This is a genomic window from Bacteriovorax sp. Seq25_V (genome assembly GCF_000447795.1).
Lineage (GTDB): Bacteria > Bdellovibrionota > Bacteriovoracia > Bacteriovoracales > Bacteriovoracaceae > Halobacteriovorax_A.
Window position 1 is genome coordinate 186812 of sequence record NZ_AUNI01000009.1, and the last position, 15952, is coordinate 202763.

The following is a 15952-nucleotide window of genomic DNA, read 5'->3' on the forward strand; positions in this document are numbered from 1 at the left end:
GTTTATCCCTCCTTTTTTATTTTAGATTACTTATTTTGCTCCACCCAGCTTCTTAGTTGGTCATAGTTCATCGCACCTGCGATATTACCAGTGATCTTCCCGTCCTTAATCATCATTGTCGCTGGAATCCCTCGAACTCCAAGGCGAGCGGCGAGATCTTGATTCTTTTCCGTATTAACTTTTAGAAACTGAACATGCCCACCATATTCATTTGAGACCATTTGAAATGTCGGTCCATACTGCTGACAAGGTCCACACCAAGAGGCCCAGAAATCTACAATTATAGGAATAGATGAATTTCGAACGATCTTATCAAATTCTTCTGTTGTGACGTCTTGAACAAGGTCATGAAAGGCCAGCGGGGTTTTACATTTTCCACAGATTGGCTGCTTTTTTACATCTGAAGCTTCAATTTTATTAAGTGCATGGCAGGAAGGACAACTTCCAAGGATTTTTTTCATAAATACCTCCATAGATTAATATGGAGGCATTATAAATTTTGTAAAGGTCTGCTTAGAAATATTCTTTTAAAAATTTAATCTGGCTTCTCTCTGGACCAAAAGCAAGGATTCCTACAGGGATTCCAAGAGTTTGTTCAATCAGAGCGATATAGTCTTTAACTTCCGTCGATAACTTACCAGAGAAATCATCCGTGAATGGCTTTAGCTCTTTATATACGGGTTCAACTTTTGAAAGATCAATTCCAGGATACGCACAATCAATTTCTTTTCCTTCATATTTGTAGCTTGTACAAACCTTAAGAACATCAACTTCGCTTAGGATATCGAGCTTTGTTAGCGCAATGCTGGTAAGAGCAGAACACTTCACAGAATATTTAAGAAGAGGAAGGTCTAGCCATCCACATCTTCTCTTTCTTCCTGTTGTTGCTCCGAACTCGTGACCGATAGTTTGGATTTTTTCACCAACGTCGTCAAAAAGTTCAGTTGGGAAAGGTCCTTCTCCAACTCTTGTCGTATATGCTTTTGTGATCCCTAAAACTTCTTCTACTTTACCTGCAGGCATTCCTGCTCCAGTGAAGATTCCACCGTAAGATGTACTTGAAGAAGTTACAAAAGGGTATGAACCATAGTCAATGTCTAGAAGAACACCTTGTGCACCTTCGAAAAGAATTTTCTTTCCTTCTGTCACACACTTATCAAGGTAGCTAAATGTATCAGCAACAAATGGAGCAAGGGACTTTCCTAGTTCAAAAAGTCTTGCTGCTTCTTCTTTTGCAGAAGGATATTCACATTGATAAAGATTTTTAAAAAGAGCTTCTTTTTCAATAAGATTTGCAGAAAGTTTTTGCTCAAGTACTTCAAGATTTAAAAGATCACGAACCTTAATTGCTTTACGGCTAATTTTATCTTCGTAAGCAGGTCCAATTCCTTTTCCTGTCGTTCCAATTTTTACTGGCCCTTTGGCTTCTCTCTGTCCATCAAGGAGCTTGTTATAGTGAGTGATAACTGTTGTGTTTGCAGAGATCATAAGATTACTTGAAGTAACCTTGATTCCAGAGGCTTCAACATTTTTTAACTCATCTAAAAAAGCACCCGGATCAAGAACCACACCGTGTCCAACAACTGAAGTACAGTGAGAGTGAAGAATTCCTGATGGGATAAGGTGAAGAACGATCTTCTTGTCACCAACAATGATCGTATGTCCAGCGTTGTTACCTCCTTGGTAACGAACAACAACATCACACTTAAGGCCTAGAAGGTCAGTGATTTTTCCTTTTCCTTCATCTCCCCATTGAGAGCCAATAATCGCCAGAGATTTCATTACGCTTTTACCTGATTAACGATATTGTTATTACCAAAGTATTCTCTGATTTGTGCAACGGCCATTTGACCTACTCTTAGTTGAGCTTCTTCTGTCGCTGCTCCTAAGTGTGGAGTCATCACAAGATTTGGGAGCTCTTTTAATTTATTGTCCGCAGGAAGTGGTTCTGCAGAGAAAACATCAAATCCGGCTGCTCTAAACTTCTTACTTGAAAGTGCAGCGTAAAGATCTTCTTCATTAACGATTCCACCACGAGAAGCATTAATAAGAATTGCATCAGCTTTCATAAGATTGAAAAGTTTTGCGTTAACAAGCCCACGAGTTGCATCCATTAGAGGAGTATGCAGTGTAATGATGTCACAGCTTTCAAAAATTTCTTCAAGCGTTGCTGCTTTGGAAACATATGGAAGATCACTCTTTTCAAAGAATGGATCAAATACTTTAACTTCAGGGTCAAAACCTGCAAGTCTCTTTGCTACAATTTGTCCAATCTTTCCAAAACCAACGATACCAACTTTCTTATTTGCTAGTTCGTTTCCTGTGAAAGAAGCCTTATCCCATGCACCAGTTTTCATTGAGGCATCTGCTGCCGCAGTTTTTCTTAGAACTGTCATCATAAGAGCAATTGCGTGCTCTGCTGCTGAGTTATTATTTGCACCAGGAGTGTTTTCAACTACAACATCGAATTCAGCACATGCTTTCTTGTCGATATTATCTGTACCTTCACCTGCTCTGATAACAAGGTTAAGATTTGGTGCTAATTCAAGATATTCTTTAGTTACTGTAGTTGCTGATCTGATGATGAGTGCGTTAGCTTTAGGGAGGAGTTCTTTTAATTCTTCTTGAGTTATTTTTGCTTTTGGGTGGACTTCGAGGTTTGTTTCAGCTTGTAATGCTTCAAAAACTTCTTTGTCCATACCGTCACAAACGACGATAAATGGTTTCATATGGCCTCCTAAGACTAGTTGTTTTAAAATGACGTTGAAATTATAGAATGAATACAGGGAGACTGTAACGTGGAAAATCAGAATTTTTTATCTTTTTTTGGTCAGAACCAGAGCTATTTCGTACGTCAGGTGAAAGAGTGGGGGGAGATTCTGACAGGGTTTGAAACGAAGAATAAATATCAAATATTGGATGCTAATAACCAACCTATTGGATTTTGTGCTGAGCAGGGTAGCGGGTTCTGGGCATTTATTAAGCGTAGCTTTCTTCGTGCTCATCGTCCGCTGACAATTCATGTCTTTGATAGGGAAGGAAATAAGATTCTAGAGCTTGATAGGCCGTATTATTGGTTCTTCTCTTCTATGTACGTAAAAGATGCGAATGGCAAAAATCTTGGTCATATCGAACAAAAATTTGCGATTTTTAGAAAGAGATATGAACTTCTTGATCATGCTCATAAAGTATTTGCACGTATTGATTCTGGATTTTTTAAATTCTTTTCTTTTGAAATTTTTAATAATGGTGACAAGAGTATTGGACTTATCTCAAAGAAGTGGGGTGGTATTTTTAAGGAGATATTCACCGATTCTGATACTTTTGGAGTTCAGCTTACTACTGATTTATCACCGGAGCAAAAGGCGATTATCTTTGCAAATGCACTGAGTATCGATTTTGATTATTTTGAAGAAAATGCAAATAGAGATGGAATTTTCTAAAAAAAAGGGCGATCTGGTCGCCCTTCAATTTAAATTAGTAATCTGTAAGTGACAAATGCCCCACCATAAGCCAGTAGTGTCATATAACCAAACATATAGGCAACATACTTCCAGCTATCAGTTTCTCTTTTAACGATACCGAGAGTTGAGATACATTGCATAGCAAATGCAAAGAATACAAGTAGTGACCAAGCTACTGCGATATTGTAAACAGGAAGACCTGTTTCAGGATTTATCTCAGACTTCATTCTATCCTTAAGAGAGTCAGACTCTTCATCAACATCACCTAGAGCGTAAATAGTTCCAAGTGTTGATACAAAAAGTTCTCTTGCTCCCATTGCTACGATAATCCCAACACCCATTTTCCAGTTGTACCCAAGAGGTGCAATTACTGGTTCAATAGTTTTTCCCATGCGACCAATTGTTGAGTACTCAAGTGATATTGCTGCAACTTCAGCATCCGTTTTCCCTTCAAGCTGTTCTGGTGCTGGCTTTGGAAAAGTAGAAAGAACCCAAATAACCATAGAAAGTACAAGAATAATTGTTCCGGCTTTCTTTAAAAATACTTTCCCCTTCAAGTACATTGCTTTAAATGCAATCTTAAGAGATGGAAGTTGATAAAGTGGAAGCTCGATAATAAATGACTGAGTCTTTCCTTTGAAAAAAGATAGTCTAAAAATTTTAGCAATAATAAGAGCTGTTATACTTCCTAAGAAATAAAGGAAGAAAAATGCAAGAGCTTGTGAATTGAAAATTCCAAAAATAGTTGTGCTTGGAATAAATGTACCAATAAGTAGAACATAGACAGGAAGTCTTGCACTACAAGTGATTAATGGGATTACCATTAGTGTGGCCATTCTTTCACGCTTATCTGCAATTGTTCTCGTTGCCATAATTGCAGGAACTGAGCAAGCAAAACCAGACATGAACGGAAGAAATGCTTTCCCGTTTAATCCAAACACTGACATTAATTTGTCAGTAATAATTGAAGCGCGAGATATATATCCACTTTGTTCAAGTAAACTTAATAGGAAAAAGAGGATAACAATCTGTGGAAGGAAGATTATAACTCCACCAACCCCAGCGATAACACCATCAACGATGAAGCTATTAAGTTGACCTTCAGGAATAAGGGCTCCAATATATTCACCAAAACTTCCAACACTTCCATCAATAAAGTCCATGAATGGGGTAGAGAAAGTGTAGATAGAATGGAAGATCATGTAAAAGATCGCTAAGAAAATAAATCCACCAAGATATGGGTGTAGTACAAAATTATCAATCTTATTTGATAAAACGATTTTGTCTTTTCCTTCTCCAACAGCGTAAGATGCTTTTAAGTCTCTTGCTTGTCTTTGAAATTTTTCAATGAAGTTTAAAGAATTTACTTCGTTACTGATGTCAACAGAACCAACTTCGTTAAAAGCAATATTGAAAGGATTATATTCAATTGCATCTTCATTAAAGATAATCTTCTTTTTCGGAAGAAGGCTCTCGTCTCCAGTGTTGTCACGAATGAACTTATCAAGGGCCTTGATATCACCTTTGTATGCACTCGTTATAATAAATGGCACACCAAGATTCTTTCCGATTCCTTCTAGGTCAAAGTGTTTAGCTTGAGCGAGGTCGGACTTGTTGAAAATAATTCTTATCTTATCTTCAAATAATTCCTTAAGTCCTAGTGCTACAGAAAGAGATGAATCCATTCTTGAAGCATCAACAACAACAAAAATTTCAGAATATTCGCTAACCTGATTATTTTTTCCAAGGATTGTAGAAACAGTAACAGACTCGTCAATTGATGAAGGAACTAGCGAGTAGATACCTGGTAAATCAACGATAGTAATTTGTTTTTCATTTTCTTTGTTTGATTTTAGACCTGCAAGTGCAGTATCAACAGTGATCCCGTAGTAGTTTGCTACTTTGCGGTTTGATCCCGACAGTACGTTAAATAGCGCCGTCTTCCCAGAGTTTGGTGGACCGATAACTAAAACTTTTTTCATTTCTTATCCTATAATTTCAACATTAATAAGTGCAGCTTCTGCGATTCTCATGGCAACAGTTTCACCATCTGTAAGACGAATTGTAAGAGGTGAACCAAGAAAAGATTCACTAACAAGATCAATTGTGTCCCCTGGTAGAATACCTAGACCAATCATCATTGATTTCGAAAGAAGGTTTTCATTGAATGAATGAACCTTTGCTTTTGAGCCTTTTTTGACTAGAGATAGTATTGTCATATATTCCTCGTTTTAAGAAAAAACATTGATGTATAAGAACTTATACATTAGTTTTAATAGTCAAACAAGTCTATGACATATGTCATTTTTACTTTAGTTAAGCTACTGATTTGAAAGGGCTTCGGAGAAATGCTCAGTAAGTTTCTCAATAATTTCTGAACCTAGTTCGAGTTTTCTGGTCTTTATACCAGTCAGTTCGAAGATTTTCTTTGAGATTCGATTTGATTCTGTGCCTTCGTGCTTATCTTGAAGATATATAATCTCACTTACTTTTGATGAGGCCAAAAGTTTTGCACATTCGTGGCATGGAAATAATGTGACGTAACACTTTGCATTTGAAAGGTTGTTTGTTGTGTGGAGAATTGCATTTGCTTCTGCGTGAACTACGTAACCATATTTTTGAAACTCAAGAGAAGCGGTCTTGTCCTTACCCCATGGGAGCTTCGTTTCATCAATACCAGCAACAAAACCATTATAGCCGAAAGTAATTTGGTGGTTATTTTGATCAACGAAAACACAACCAACTTTAGTTGCAGGATCTTTACTTTTAAAGCTAGCCATTATGGCCTGGAGCATAAAGTACTCGTCCCAGTTAATAGCGCTTTTAACATCGATGAAGTTGATATGATTATTTTCCATGGGCTAAAGATAGGAGAAAAGTTGTCAGTTTGTCACAGATTTTTTGCAGTAAATATAGATTAAATTTAACAGTGTGAATATCTCTTAATATTCTATTCTTTGTTCACATATGAACTCTTCCATTATTTCAGCCGTTTAAGATCATTACTTAAATTTACTTTTTTTTTATAAATAAGTTCTTAATAAAGTCGATAAAATAAGCAAGTTAACGACTTTAAAAAAAGAAATTGAAAAGGAAGCTGTATGAAATTTTGGAAGGCTCTGTCATTTAAGGCAAAAACACTCATCTCACTAGGTGGCGTTCTCTTGATAATGATTGCTGCATTAGGCTTAAGTTTTGTTTCTTCGTCAAATATGCGTGCTGAATATTTACATATTATAAAGAGTGAACTTGAAGCTAGAGACCAGTTACGCGTTCTATCTGAAGATATGCTAACGGCGAGAAGGCATGAAAAAGATTTTCTTCTTCGTGGAGACGAAAAGTACTTAAAGAAAAATGCGGAGACAGTTGAAGATTTTAGGGCCGGGGTTGAAAAACTTAAAAACTCAGAAGGTTTTGATTTTTCGAAAGAGGAATATGGAAGTCTGGTAAGCTCTATTGATGTGTACGAAAAGGGATTTGCGAAGGCCGTTGACGCTATAAAGAGTCAAGGGGATTCAAGTACAGGGCTTAGAGGAGAATTAAGAAATATTGCTCATGAAATTGAGAAATTTATTAAAGCGAATAATATTGGTGATAAAGGATTTGTTCAACTTCTTACTCTTCGTCGCCATGAAAAAGATTATTTATTAAGATACGATTTAAAATATTTTGAAAAAGCAAAAGTGGTTACTGGAGAAATGAAAAAGCTCGCTTCAGATCCAGCTATTGGTGATCAGTTAAATGTTTTGGCAGAGAAGTACATTAAAAAGTTTGGAGAAGTCACTGAAGCTCATAAGACTCAAGTTGATTCAATTGCTAGTTTTCGAAGCGCAATTCACTCTATTGAAAAGTTTATTAAAGAACACATTAAGGAGATAAATGAAGAAATTGCTAATGAAGTTGTAAATATAGAAAAAAGACAAAACCTAATAGAAATGATAATGCTTGGGTCATCAGTTTTTGCAATTTTAATTCTTCTCGGAGTTACAATATTCTATTTTCGTACAGCGCAAGCAATCACAGAGCTTGCTCTTAGTTTAAAGCATACTAGTGATGAGACTTCGAGTTCATCGAGAGAGTTAAAGCAAACTGCTGATGATCTTTCATCTTCTGTAACTGAACAATCCGCAGCGGTCTTAGAAACAGTTTCTACCCTTGATGAAATTAGAGAAATGATGAAGAGAAGTGTTGATAATGCTGCTTTTTCAGAACAGAAATCAACTGAGTCCCATGGGGTAGCTTCTGAAGGTAAGGAAGCGGTATCAAATGTTGTGAAAGCAATTAATGAAATCAGTGATTGTAATAATGATATTACAGGACAAATGGAGAAGACTTCGACAGAATTAGAACAAATTGTAAATGTTATTAAAGAAATTTCAGATAAAACTAAAGTTATTAATGACATTGTATTTCAAACAAAACTTTTATCTTTCAATGCTTCTGTTGAAGCGGCTCGAGCAGGCGAGCATGGAAAAGGTTTCGCGGTTGTTGCGGAAGAAGTCGGTAATCTTGCCCAGATGTCAGGTAATGCATCTAAAGAAATTGAAACTTTAATTTCAAGTTCTGTTCATCGAGTTGAATCGATTGTTACAGAGTCAAAAGAAGCCGTTGGCCGCTTAGTATCGGTAGCAAAAGGTAAAACTGAGTACGGGGTAGAAACAGCACAGCGTTGTGACCAAGTTTTAAATGAGGTTGTTTCTAACGTTGCTCAAGTTAAGGATCTGATGAAAGAGATTTCAGGTGCTGCTAGTGAGCAGGCTACGGGTGTGGAAAATATTGCTTCTGCGATGAATCAGCTCGATCAAGTAACACATGTGAATACGACAATTGCAAGCCAAACGGCAATGAACTCATCAACTCTTGCAAAGCAAGCGATTGACCTTGATTTAATTGTGTCAACGCTAGAAAGCTTAATCAATGGGCAAAAATCAAATAAAGTTGTAGGTGCTAAAAATACAATCGCTGAGTCTCAAGAAAAGGGAAAAGTTGTTGAGATGAAGAAAGCTGAAAAGAACCTTTCAATCGTTGAGGATATCCCTATTAATGAAGACGCACCAGTTTCAAAAGTTTCTGGTGAGAATTTTATGGATGGTCCTCCTTCGAGGGATGATGATAGATTTGAAGATGTCTAAAGATAGAGCAGAACTTAGGTTCTGCTTTTTTTTTGTAGCTATTGTGTAAGAGAGTTCATAAAATAAAATTCATGAGTAAATCAAGTAAGAGCTTTATTATATCTTCCCTAAAAATGGGAGTCGCAACTTTATCAAGTCGAGTTTTGGGTTTTTTTAGAGAAATTCTGCTCGCTCAAATTTTTGGAGCATCGGGGCTCACTGATGCATTTCATATTGCATTTAGAATTCCGAATATGCTACGCGACTTATTTGCTGAAGGTGCATTTTCATCGGCCTTCGTTCCAACTTTTACAGGAGCTAAGAATCATAGTGAAGAAGAAGCAATAAAACTTCTTTGGACTATGGGAATTGTACTTCTTGCAATTACGGGCTGTATTAGTGTCCTCATTATTATCTTTGCACCAGAAGTTGTAAGCTTAATGACCAATGAACTTTTCACTCAAGACGTTGCTCGCTTTGAGGTGTCTGTTCTTTTAACAAGAATAATGGCACCGTTTTTAACTTTTGTTTCTCTCGCGGCTTTATGTATGGGAGTTCTTAATACTTATAAAATGTTCTTTGCTCCAGCAATGGCTCCGGCCCTTTTCAATGTGGTAATGATTATTTCAATGCTTACTCTTCCAAAATGGTTAGAGGGCCAAGGACTAAATGGAATTGTTGCTCTAGCTATTGGGGTTATTATTGGCGGTCTTTGCCAGCTCTTTATTCAAATTCCGATGCTTGGTTCAAAAAAATTACTTCGCTTTGTTGGTGTCGACTTTAAGTCGAAGAATGTGACCGAAGTTTTACATCGCATGTCGATTGGGACAATTGGTGTCGCCGCTACTCAAATTAATCTTTTAGTTTCAACTTTTTTAGCTACAGGGACAGTGATTGGTGCAGTGTCTTGGCTACAATATAGTTTTAGGCTATTTCAATTTCCGGTAGGAATTCTTGGGGTTTCAATTGGAAATTCTAATCTTGTCCACTTTTCTGATCATTGGAAAAAAGGGGAAAGAGATGAAGCAGTGTCTTGTCTTCAGACAAGTTATATCACTTCATTGTTCACACTACTTCCTGCTTTTGCATTAATCTATGCTCTTGCTGAGGATTGTGTGGCCATTTCTTATCAGCGTGGAGCATTTTCGACTTCCGATACAATGATGGTTGCACAAACTTTAAAGTTCTATCTCGTGGGTCTTCCTTTCTACGGTCTGTATAAAGTGTTCTCTCCAACATTCTATACATTAGATAAACCTAAGCTTCCCGTATTTATTTCAACTGGTGCAATTTTATTAAATATTATTTTCTGTTTTTCGCTTGTTGATAGTATGGGGTTTAAAATCTTAGCCCTTGGGACATCTCTTTCAATGGTCTTTATAATCCTAGTGCAATCAATATTTTTGACTCGTTTACTCGGTCTTGAACTTTCTTTTTTCTTTCCTTTAAGATTTTTTAAGCTGGCCTTTGCAGGAATTATTTGCTTCGTCGCAACAAATTATTTTAGAAATTTATTTAGTATAGATATAGGCAATGGGACAATTAAATTGCTTTCTATCTTCTTAATGAGTGTTGGTACTGGCGCTTTAGCGTACTTTGTGTCTTTGTGCGTTATGGGGGACTACAAATTAGTAACTGGTTTTTTTACAAAGATATTAAAAAGAAAATAACCTTTTGCTTGCTTGTCTGAATCCAAATAGTTACACTTTTAAGTGGATTATATTTTTTGGAGAAAAATCATGAGAACTAATTTTGATACTCTCAAGGCGCTTGCCCTTTATTCTGTGAACAGTTTGAAGCAAGGTGGAGTAATTGAATTTGATATTGCTGACAGAGAAGCACTAATTGATGCTATGGCTACAGAGTACGGAGTTTGTTTTGCAACAGATGAAGATATTCGTGATCAAGCAATTGAAGAAGTAGAAGATAAGATGGGACTAGATAGTCTTACTGAAGATATTACTGAATCGGAAATGTTTAACCACGCTAGAAAAGAAATTATCAAATCTTTTAGTGGTGAGAATATTGGTGGTCTATATTTAGTAGAATCTCTTCACCAAATCGCAAACAGAATGGCTGAGTTCCTTCTAAACTGTGAATTAATTGAAGATGTATTTGGAAGTGATGAAGACATTCATTCTTTCCTTGTTCAAAGTATCAGACAATTTAATCCAAAAAGAAATTAAGATATGGCCCACTTCAAAGTGGGCTTTTTTTTTGCCTCTTTTTATTTCGTGATATTTGCTATCATCTGTTCAAAGAAAGGCCCTTCAAGTAACCCGTTTAGAATTGAACTCTTGCTTTCAACAATAAAAATCTCATCAGCATTTTTAAAGATTAAGATATCTATGTAGAGACGGTGTTCATCATCTTGAGTCGCAGTTCCTTCAATGCGAAGAGCTTCAACGCCAATATCACTAAATGAAATAATATTTTCTGGTACTTTGATAATTACATTCTCTTCATCAAAGACAAGTTTTTTCTCAATTGCATATGACTCGAATACATCCTGAAGATTTTGTGTTTCATTTAATTTGAAGTTGTATTTTAAAAAAGTTGCTCGCCAGTCATAGCGCGTATCAGTTCTCTCAAAAATATATTTTTCATCACTACTAAAAGTTTCTGTCCACCAAAGTGGAATATTGAAAAGTAGTCCGCCGAATCTGAATTCCTTTCCTGTTGCCAATGCAACTTTCGTTTCATTCTTAATTGAGAATGCCATGTAGGTGAGGTAGACAAGTATAATGGTCAAAACTGACCAACCAAAAATATTTTCCATGACACTTTTTATCGAGATCGTGTGACTCTGTAAATGATCTATATTAGCCAAAATTATTCGTGAAATCATAGAGTTAGCTTTGTTTTAACTTTTTTGTTCAAGTTTTTCTCCTAACTTGTCGATTAGACAATGAGATAAAATGTAGTCGGAGTAAAAGATGAGAAAGCATTCAACAATTAAGAAACTACTAGTTCTTGTAATAATGGCAAACAGTGCACTTGCGGATTGGACAGTCTGTGAGGAGATCTCTGATGTATACGAACAAGAAAAGTCTCTTTGTTATAAAAGATATATCAATAGCGAGTTTGGCGATGGTGGATTCTGCGTGGAATGTTTACCCGAGTTACCAGAAACAAATCCTTGGGCCGAAGTTGCAAAAGTAGCAATTCCGTCACTTGCAATGTTTGGATCAGCATATGTTGGTGCAAAGTATGCTTATAAATCTCAAAAAGAATGGGCGAATGCTTATGAAGGTGGGATCAAATCATGTAATGGAACAATTACTGATTACCATGCCTACAACCTCGAAGTAGGTGCGAATCCAATAACTGGAAAAGAAGAAACTTCAATGCTTGGAGCCTGTATGGGTAGTGGCATGGGAGCGTATGCTGGTGGCCTTGGCTTAACTGGTGGACTATATGGTGGTGTTGGTGGAAGTGGTTTCATTAACAACGGATTCTCTGGTGGCTACATGGGTGGGATGATGGGTCCTAACTTTGGCGGCGGCTATACAGGTGGTATGTACGGAAATGGTATGTACGGAAATGGAATGGGTGGATATGCTCAAGTGAATTTAAATCCATGGGCTTCGCTTGCTGGTGGGGCCCTTGCTGGTCTTCTGACTGGTGGAAACTTATATGGTGGAGTTAGTATCAACGGTGGTGTTGGCATGGGTGGATACCCAGGTGGCTATGGAATGGGTGGTTACCCTGGATATGGCATGGGCGTTGGTATGGGAGGTTACCCAGGGTATGGCATGGGCTATGGAATGGGTTACGGAATGGGCATGGGTGGATACCCAGGTGCAGGTATCGGTATCGGTGGATACCCTGGAGCTGGAATTGGTATCGGTGGATATCCAGGAGCAGGAATTGGAATCGGTGGAAGCATAGGTATCGGTGGATATCCTGGCGCTGGAATTGGTATCGGTGGATATCCTGGAGCTGGAATTGGAATCGGTGGAAGCATAGGTATCGGTGGATATCCTGGCGCTGGAATTGGTATCGGTGGATACCCAGGAGCAGGAATTGGCATCGGTGGATATCCTGGAGCAGGAGTTGGAATCGGTGGAAGCATCGGAATCGGTGGATATCCTGGAGCAGGCGTTGGAATTGGTGGCTATCCTGGAGCTGGAGCTGGAATTGGAATCGGTGGAAATATCGGTATTGGTGGCTATCCTGGAGCTGGTGGAAATATTGGAATAGGTTTACCTGGCATGTACCCGGGGATGAATGGAAGCCTTGGTGTAAATGGTGGAATGTATCCAGGTTACAATGCTGGTTATAACGGAACTGCTGGTTATGGTTTAAATAACTATTACGGAAACGGATCGACTGGTGCATGGGGAAGCTCTGGTGGTTGGCAGGCGCAAGCGCAAGCTCAACAGTACCTCGCTTATATGAATCAAGGACAGTCTGTGGCAGCAAACTCACGTTACCAACAAAATCAAGTTGGGAATATGTATGCTAATCAGTCCCTTTATTCTAATCTTCAGTCTGCACAAAATAACCTCTACGGAAATATGTACGGACAAGCATATAGCTCTGGTTACAACCCATATGGGAATGTAGGTATTCAGGCCCAATTTGGGGTCGGTGCACAAGCTGGATACTCGTTTAGAACTAATTAAAATAGAAAATGAATAGATAAAAGAAAAGGCTCCATTTGGAGCCTTTTTTATTTAGCGTGCATTAAAACTTTAATACATTTTTCAAAAACGACTTCAATCTTATTTGCATCAATCATTTTATCAACCACACCTGTTCCAAAAGTAGGGTGTTCAATAAGCTGACCTTCAAGAAATTTCGTTCTAATTGAGTACTTTATAGGAGCTTCTTTTGAACCTTTTACGGCCTTGTCCCATACATTGAAGATCTTCTCTTCAGAGCTCATTCTTGGCTTAACAATTCTACCTGTGCTAGTTCTTCTTGTTTTTCCAGCTACCGCTACTTTCTTTTCTTTGAAAGAATGATTAGAGTTACAAGTCTTACATTGTACTCTCATTGGAGTTTTTTCATCTTTCATAACAACAATAATATGAGCAAGGTCTAGTTTACACTTCGAACAATATGTTACAATTTCCTTGCCAACACCAATTTGAGACATACATTTTCCTGGTTATTTGATTAGAAGGACAAGGATATTTTTTGTGAGTGATAAAGTAAAGACCGAACGCATAGGAATGAAAAGAATTCAGCTTTTAGAAAAAGCTAAGACACTTCCGTCTATTCCGGGTTGTTATTTACTTAAAAAAGTCAGTTCTGATGGGGAAGTTGAAGATATTCTCTATGTTGGGAAAGCAAAAAACTTAAAGAGTCGGGTATCTTCTTATTTTAATAATTCTCCAAAATCGCCCAAAACAGATATTCTTGTTTCTCATGTCAATAATTTCGATTTTATTATTACTGATAATGAATCAGAAGCATTTGTTCTCGAAAACAATCTAATCAAGAAGCATTACCCAAAATATAATATTCGTTTAAAAGATGATAAGTCTTATCCTTATGTATCAATAGATTTGAATGAACCATTTGCTCGACCGGTTTACACGAGAAAGCCAAATCGGGCAAAAAAAATTAAGCTTTTTGGGCCATTTACAACAGGTAGTAATATTTCACAAGTAATTAGAATTCTCATGAAATCTTTTATGTTAAGGGATTGTTCTCTTGCAGAATTTAACAGAAGAAAAAGACCATGCCTATTATTTGAAATCAATCAGTGTTCTGCTCCATGTGTTGGGAAAATTAATGAGCAAGATTACCTGAAGGATTTAAATTTTGTTATTAACTTCTTTGAGGGGAAGAGTAAGAAAGCATTAAAAGAACTGGAAGACCGAATGATGAATGCAGCATCGGAAGAGAAGTTTGAGTTAGCAGCATCAATTCGTGATAATCTTCAGGTCTTAAAAGAATTCTGTGAAGGATCTTTTGAACAGAATGTTGAGATGAATAATAATAAGAACCTTGATGTTATCTCTTACTATGTAGGAGATATTGAGTTAGACATTTCTTGTTATATGGTGAGAAATGGAATTGTTTTAGGACATAAGAACTTTCACTTTCAAAAGGGGGACGACGCTTTAGAGAATGAAGAAATATTTATGAACTTTCTCTATCAGTATTACACGACAACACGCGAGCTAACACCCGATGAAATTGTCGTTGATCTCGCTGATAACAATATTCAAATTCTAAAAGATTCTTTGTTAAGTGCTCTTGATACAGAGATAAAAATATCTTCTCCAGGAAAGCAGTTTGCAAATATCTTCTCTTTGACTTCTGAGCATGCAAAAGAACATCAGAGATTTAGAAATAAGAATGAAGACTCACCATGGGTTGGACTAAATAAGCTTCGAGAGCTTTTGAATTTAAAAGAAACACCAAAACTTCTTGAATGCTATGATGTTGCAATTTGGCAGGGGAGCTCTCCAACGGCATCACAAATTGTATTTGATGAAGGGGTACCGGATAAGAAAAGATATCGCTATTATGCTCTAGAAGAAAGAGAAGAAGGAAATAATGATTTTGAAATGATGAAAGAGGTTCTCAGTCGTCGCCTTAAAAAAGGCAAACTACCTGACGTCTTTATTGTCGATGGTGGAAAAGGACAGGTTAATTCATTTCTTGAAGTGCTCAAGGATTTTGATTTGAATATTCCAGTTGTTGGAATAGCAAAAGAGAGAAGCGGAAAGCATCAAAGCTTTAAAGATACAGCTGTTGCAAAAAGTGAAGAGCGTTTAATTATTCCAAATCGTTTGAATCCGTATATTCTCAAAAAGTGTCCATCACTGATGAGAATTGTTGTTTCCATGAGAGATGAAGCACATCGATTTTCTCGCAAGCTTCATCATAAAAAAGAGAAGGACAGGATTTTCAATTCTTGGTTCAATGACATTGAAGGAATTGGACCAAAGACTCGTGAAAAAATTCAAACTAATCTCGATGTGAGCATTGAAGAGCTAAAATCTTTTTCTACAGATCAAATAATGGATAAGTTTTTAGTGAGTGAAGTGATTGCGAAGAAAATAAAAAAGAAGCTGTCTTCTGACAGCTTTTAGTTGATGACATGAATCTTTTTACGATTCCCGTGACCACATTCTGGGCAGCGAGAATTTTCTTGTATGCATAGGTTTTTATAGTCAGAAAGATGAGTATGAATTAGTCTAGCCTCACATACTTCGCACGTATTAATGATTCTTGATACTTGATCAGCATCACCAAAGTACTCTTCAAATGTTTCAAATTTAAATTCAGGGTCAAAAGACATTTTTACTCCTACTTTCTTATCCAGTTACTTCTTTCATTATCGGTATGGCCCCTTTCGTCTTTACTAATTGTTTATCTTTTGAGATTTTGAGGGATAATTTACCCATGGGTAAA

General features: G+C 37.1%; 15 protein-coding genes. 6 read left to right on the plus strand and 9 right to left on the minus strand.

Annotation, left to right across the window (positions count from 1 at the left end):
- Positions 1 to 26: 26 nt before the first annotated feature.
- The 3 genes from trxC to M900_RS02170 are packed head-to-tail and all read right to left on the minus strand — an operon-like array spanning position 27 to position 2729.
- Positions 27 to 461, minus strand: coding sequence for a thioredoxin TrxC (gene trxC, locus M900_RS02160; RefSeq protein WP_021273468.1), 435 nt, complete (start codon positions 459 to 461; stop codon positions 27 to 29).
- A gap of 52 nt (positions 462 to 513) precedes the next feature.
- Positions 514 to 1782: an adenylosuccinate synthase gene (locus M900_RS02165; protein WP_021273562.1), complete on the minus strand. Its 1269-nt coding sequence runs from the start codon at positions 1780 to 1782 to the stop codon at positions 514 to 516.
- Entirely contained in the window at positions 1782 to 2729 is a 948-nt protein-coding gene (locus M900_RS02170) for a hydroxyacid dehydrogenase (RefSeq protein ID WP_021273500.1), read from the minus strand. The genes M900_RS02165 and M900_RS02170 overlap by 1 nt, the downstream gene beginning before the upstream one ends.
- A 69-nt stretch (positions 2730 to 2798) precedes the next feature.
- Between M900_RS02170 and M900_RS02175 the strand changes: the two genes are divergently transcribed.
- Entirely contained in the window at positions 2799 to 3443 is a 645-nt protein-coding gene (locus tag M900_RS02175) for a phospholipid scramblase-related protein (RefSeq protein WP_021273161.1), read from the plus strand.
- 29 nt (positions 3444 to 3472) lie between these two features.
- On the opposite strand, the gene feoB is transcribed toward M900_RS02175, so the two are convergent.
- The 3 genes from feoB to M900_RS02190 form a co-directional block, all read right to left on the minus strand.
- A complete protein-coding gene (gene feoB / locus M900_RS02180) occupies positions 3473 to 5446 on the minus strand; it encodes a ferrous iron transport protein B (RefSeq protein ID WP_021273256.1) in 1974 nt (657 codons plus the stop codon).
- A 3-nt stretch (positions 5447 to 5449) separates the two neighbouring features.
- Positions 5450 to 5683, minus strand: coding sequence for a FeoA family protein (locus M900_RS02185; RefSeq protein WP_021273285.1), 234 nt, complete (start codon positions 5681 to 5683; stop codon positions 5450 to 5452).
- A gap of 102 nt (positions 5684 to 5785) precedes the next feature.
- Positions 5786 to 6322, minus strand: coding sequence for a dCMP deaminase family protein (locus tag M900_RS02190; RefSeq protein ID WP_021273358.1), 537 nt, complete (start codon positions 6320 to 6322; stop codon positions 5786 to 5788).
- 243 nt (positions 6323 to 6565) lie between these two features.
- Here M900_RS02190 and M900_RS18015 point away from each other — a divergent pair, with 243 nt between their 5' ends.
- From M900_RS18015 to M900_RS02205, 3 genes are all read left to right on the plus strand, one after another.
- Positions 6566 to 8596 carry a methyl-accepting chemotaxis protein gene (locus M900_RS18015; RefSeq protein WP_021273546.1) on the plus strand — a complete coding sequence of 677 codons (2031 nt, stop codon included), beginning with the start codon at positions 6566 to 6568 and terminating at the stop codon, positions 8594 to 8596.
- 71 nt (positions 8597 to 8667) lie between these two features.
- A complete protein-coding gene (gene murJ / locus M900_RS02200; protein ID WP_034730824.1) occupies positions 8668 to 10245 on the plus strand; it encodes a murein biosynthesis integral membrane protein MurJ in 1578 nt (525 codons plus the stop codon).
- A 69-nt stretch (positions 10246 to 10314) separates the two neighbouring features.
- On the plus strand, positions 10315 to 10761 hold the full coding sequence (locus M900_RS02205) for a hypothetical protein (RefSeq protein WP_021273411.1): 447 nt from the start codon (positions 10315 to 10317) through the stop codon (positions 10759 to 10761).
- A 41-nt stretch (positions 10762 to 10802) separates the two neighbouring features.
- Here the strand turns inward: M900_RS02205 and M900_RS02210 are convergent, their stop codons facing one another.
- Positions 10803 to 11354: a hypothetical protein gene (locus tag M900_RS02210; protein ID WP_021273473.1), complete on the minus strand. Its 552-nt coding sequence runs from the start codon at positions 11352 to 11354 to the stop codon at positions 10803 to 10805.
- 157 nt (positions 11355 to 11511) lie between these two features.
- Between M900_RS02210 and M900_RS16855 the strand changes: the two genes are divergently transcribed.
- On the plus strand, positions 11512 to 13203 hold the full coding sequence (locus tag M900_RS16855; RefSeq protein ID WP_021273282.1) for a hypothetical protein: 1692 nt from the start codon (positions 11512 to 11514) through the stop codon (positions 13201 to 13203).
- A gap of 47 nt (positions 13204 to 13250) precedes the next feature.
- On the opposite strand, the gene M900_RS02220 is transcribed toward M900_RS16855, so the two are convergent.
- A complete protein-coding gene (locus tag M900_RS02220; protein ID WP_021273345.1) occupies positions 13251 to 13679 on the minus strand; it encodes a hypothetical protein in 429 nt (142 codons plus the stop codon).
- A 43-nt stretch (positions 13680 to 13722) separates the two neighbouring features.
- On the opposite strand from M900_RS02220, the gene uvrC reads away from it, so the two are divergent.
- Complete coding sequence (uvrC, locus tag M900_RS02225; protein ID WP_021273180.1) at positions 13723 to 15630, plus strand: excinuclease ABC subunit UvrC; 1908 nt, start codon at positions 13723 to 13725, stop codon at positions 15628 to 15630.
- Here uvrC and M900_RS02230 read toward each other — a convergent pair.
- Positions 15627 to 15839, minus strand: coding sequence for a hypothetical protein (locus M900_RS02230; RefSeq protein WP_021273150.1), 213 nt, complete (start codon positions 15837 to 15839; stop codon positions 15627 to 15629). The two genes, uvrC and M900_RS02230, sit on opposite strands and share 4 nt — an antisense overlap.
- Positions 15840 to 15952: the final 113 nt, after the last annotated feature.

Coding starts and splice junctions, on each gene's coding strand:
- trxC (WP_021273468.1), bottom strand. CDS start 461: ATGAAAAAAATCCTTGGAAGTTGTCCTTCCTGCCATGCACTTAATAAA.
- M900_RS02165 (WP_021273562.1), bottom strand. CDS start 1,782: ATGAAATCTCTGGCGATTATTGGCTCTCAATGGGGAGATGAAGGAAAA.
- M900_RS02170 (WP_021273500.1), bottom strand. CDS start 2,729: ATGAAACCATTTATCGTCGTTTGTGACGGTATGGACAAAGAAGTTTTT.
- feoB (WP_021273256.1), bottom strand. CDS start 5,446: ATGAAAAAAGTTTTAGTTATCGGTCCACCAAACTCTGGGAAGACGGCG.
- M900_RS02185 (WP_021273285.1), bottom strand. CDS start 5,683: ATGACAATACTATCTCTAGTCAAAAAAGGCTCAAAAGCAAAGGTTCAT.
- M900_RS02190 (WP_021273358.1), bottom strand. CDS start 6,322: ATGGAAAATAATCATATCAACTTCATCGATGTTAAAAGCGCTATTAAC.
- M900_RS18015 (WP_021273546.1), top strand. CDS start 6,566: ATGAAATTTTGGAAGGCTCTGTCATTTAAGGCAAAAACACTCATCTCA.
- murJ (WP_034730824.1), top strand. CDS start 8,668: ATGAGTAAATCAAGTAAGAGCTTTATTATATCTTCCCTAAAAATGGGA.
- M900_RS02205 (WP_021273411.1), top strand. CDS start 10,315: ATGAGAACTAATTTTGATACTCTCAAGGCGCTTGCCCTTTATTCTGTG.
- M900_RS02210 (WP_021273473.1), bottom strand. CDS start 11,354: ATGGAAAATATTTTTGGTTGGTCAGTTTTGACCATTATACTTGTCTAC.
- M900_RS16855 (WP_021273282.1), top strand. CDS start 11,512: ATGAGAAAGCATTCAACAATTAAGAAACTACTAGTTCTTGTAATAATG.
- M900_RS02220 (WP_021273345.1), bottom strand. CDS start 13,679: ATGTCTCAAATTGGTGTTGGCAAGGAAATTGTAACATATTGTTCGAAG.
- M900_RS02230 (WP_021273150.1), bottom strand. CDS start 15,839: ATGTCTTTTGACCCTGAATTTAAATTTGAAACATTTGAAGAGTACTTT.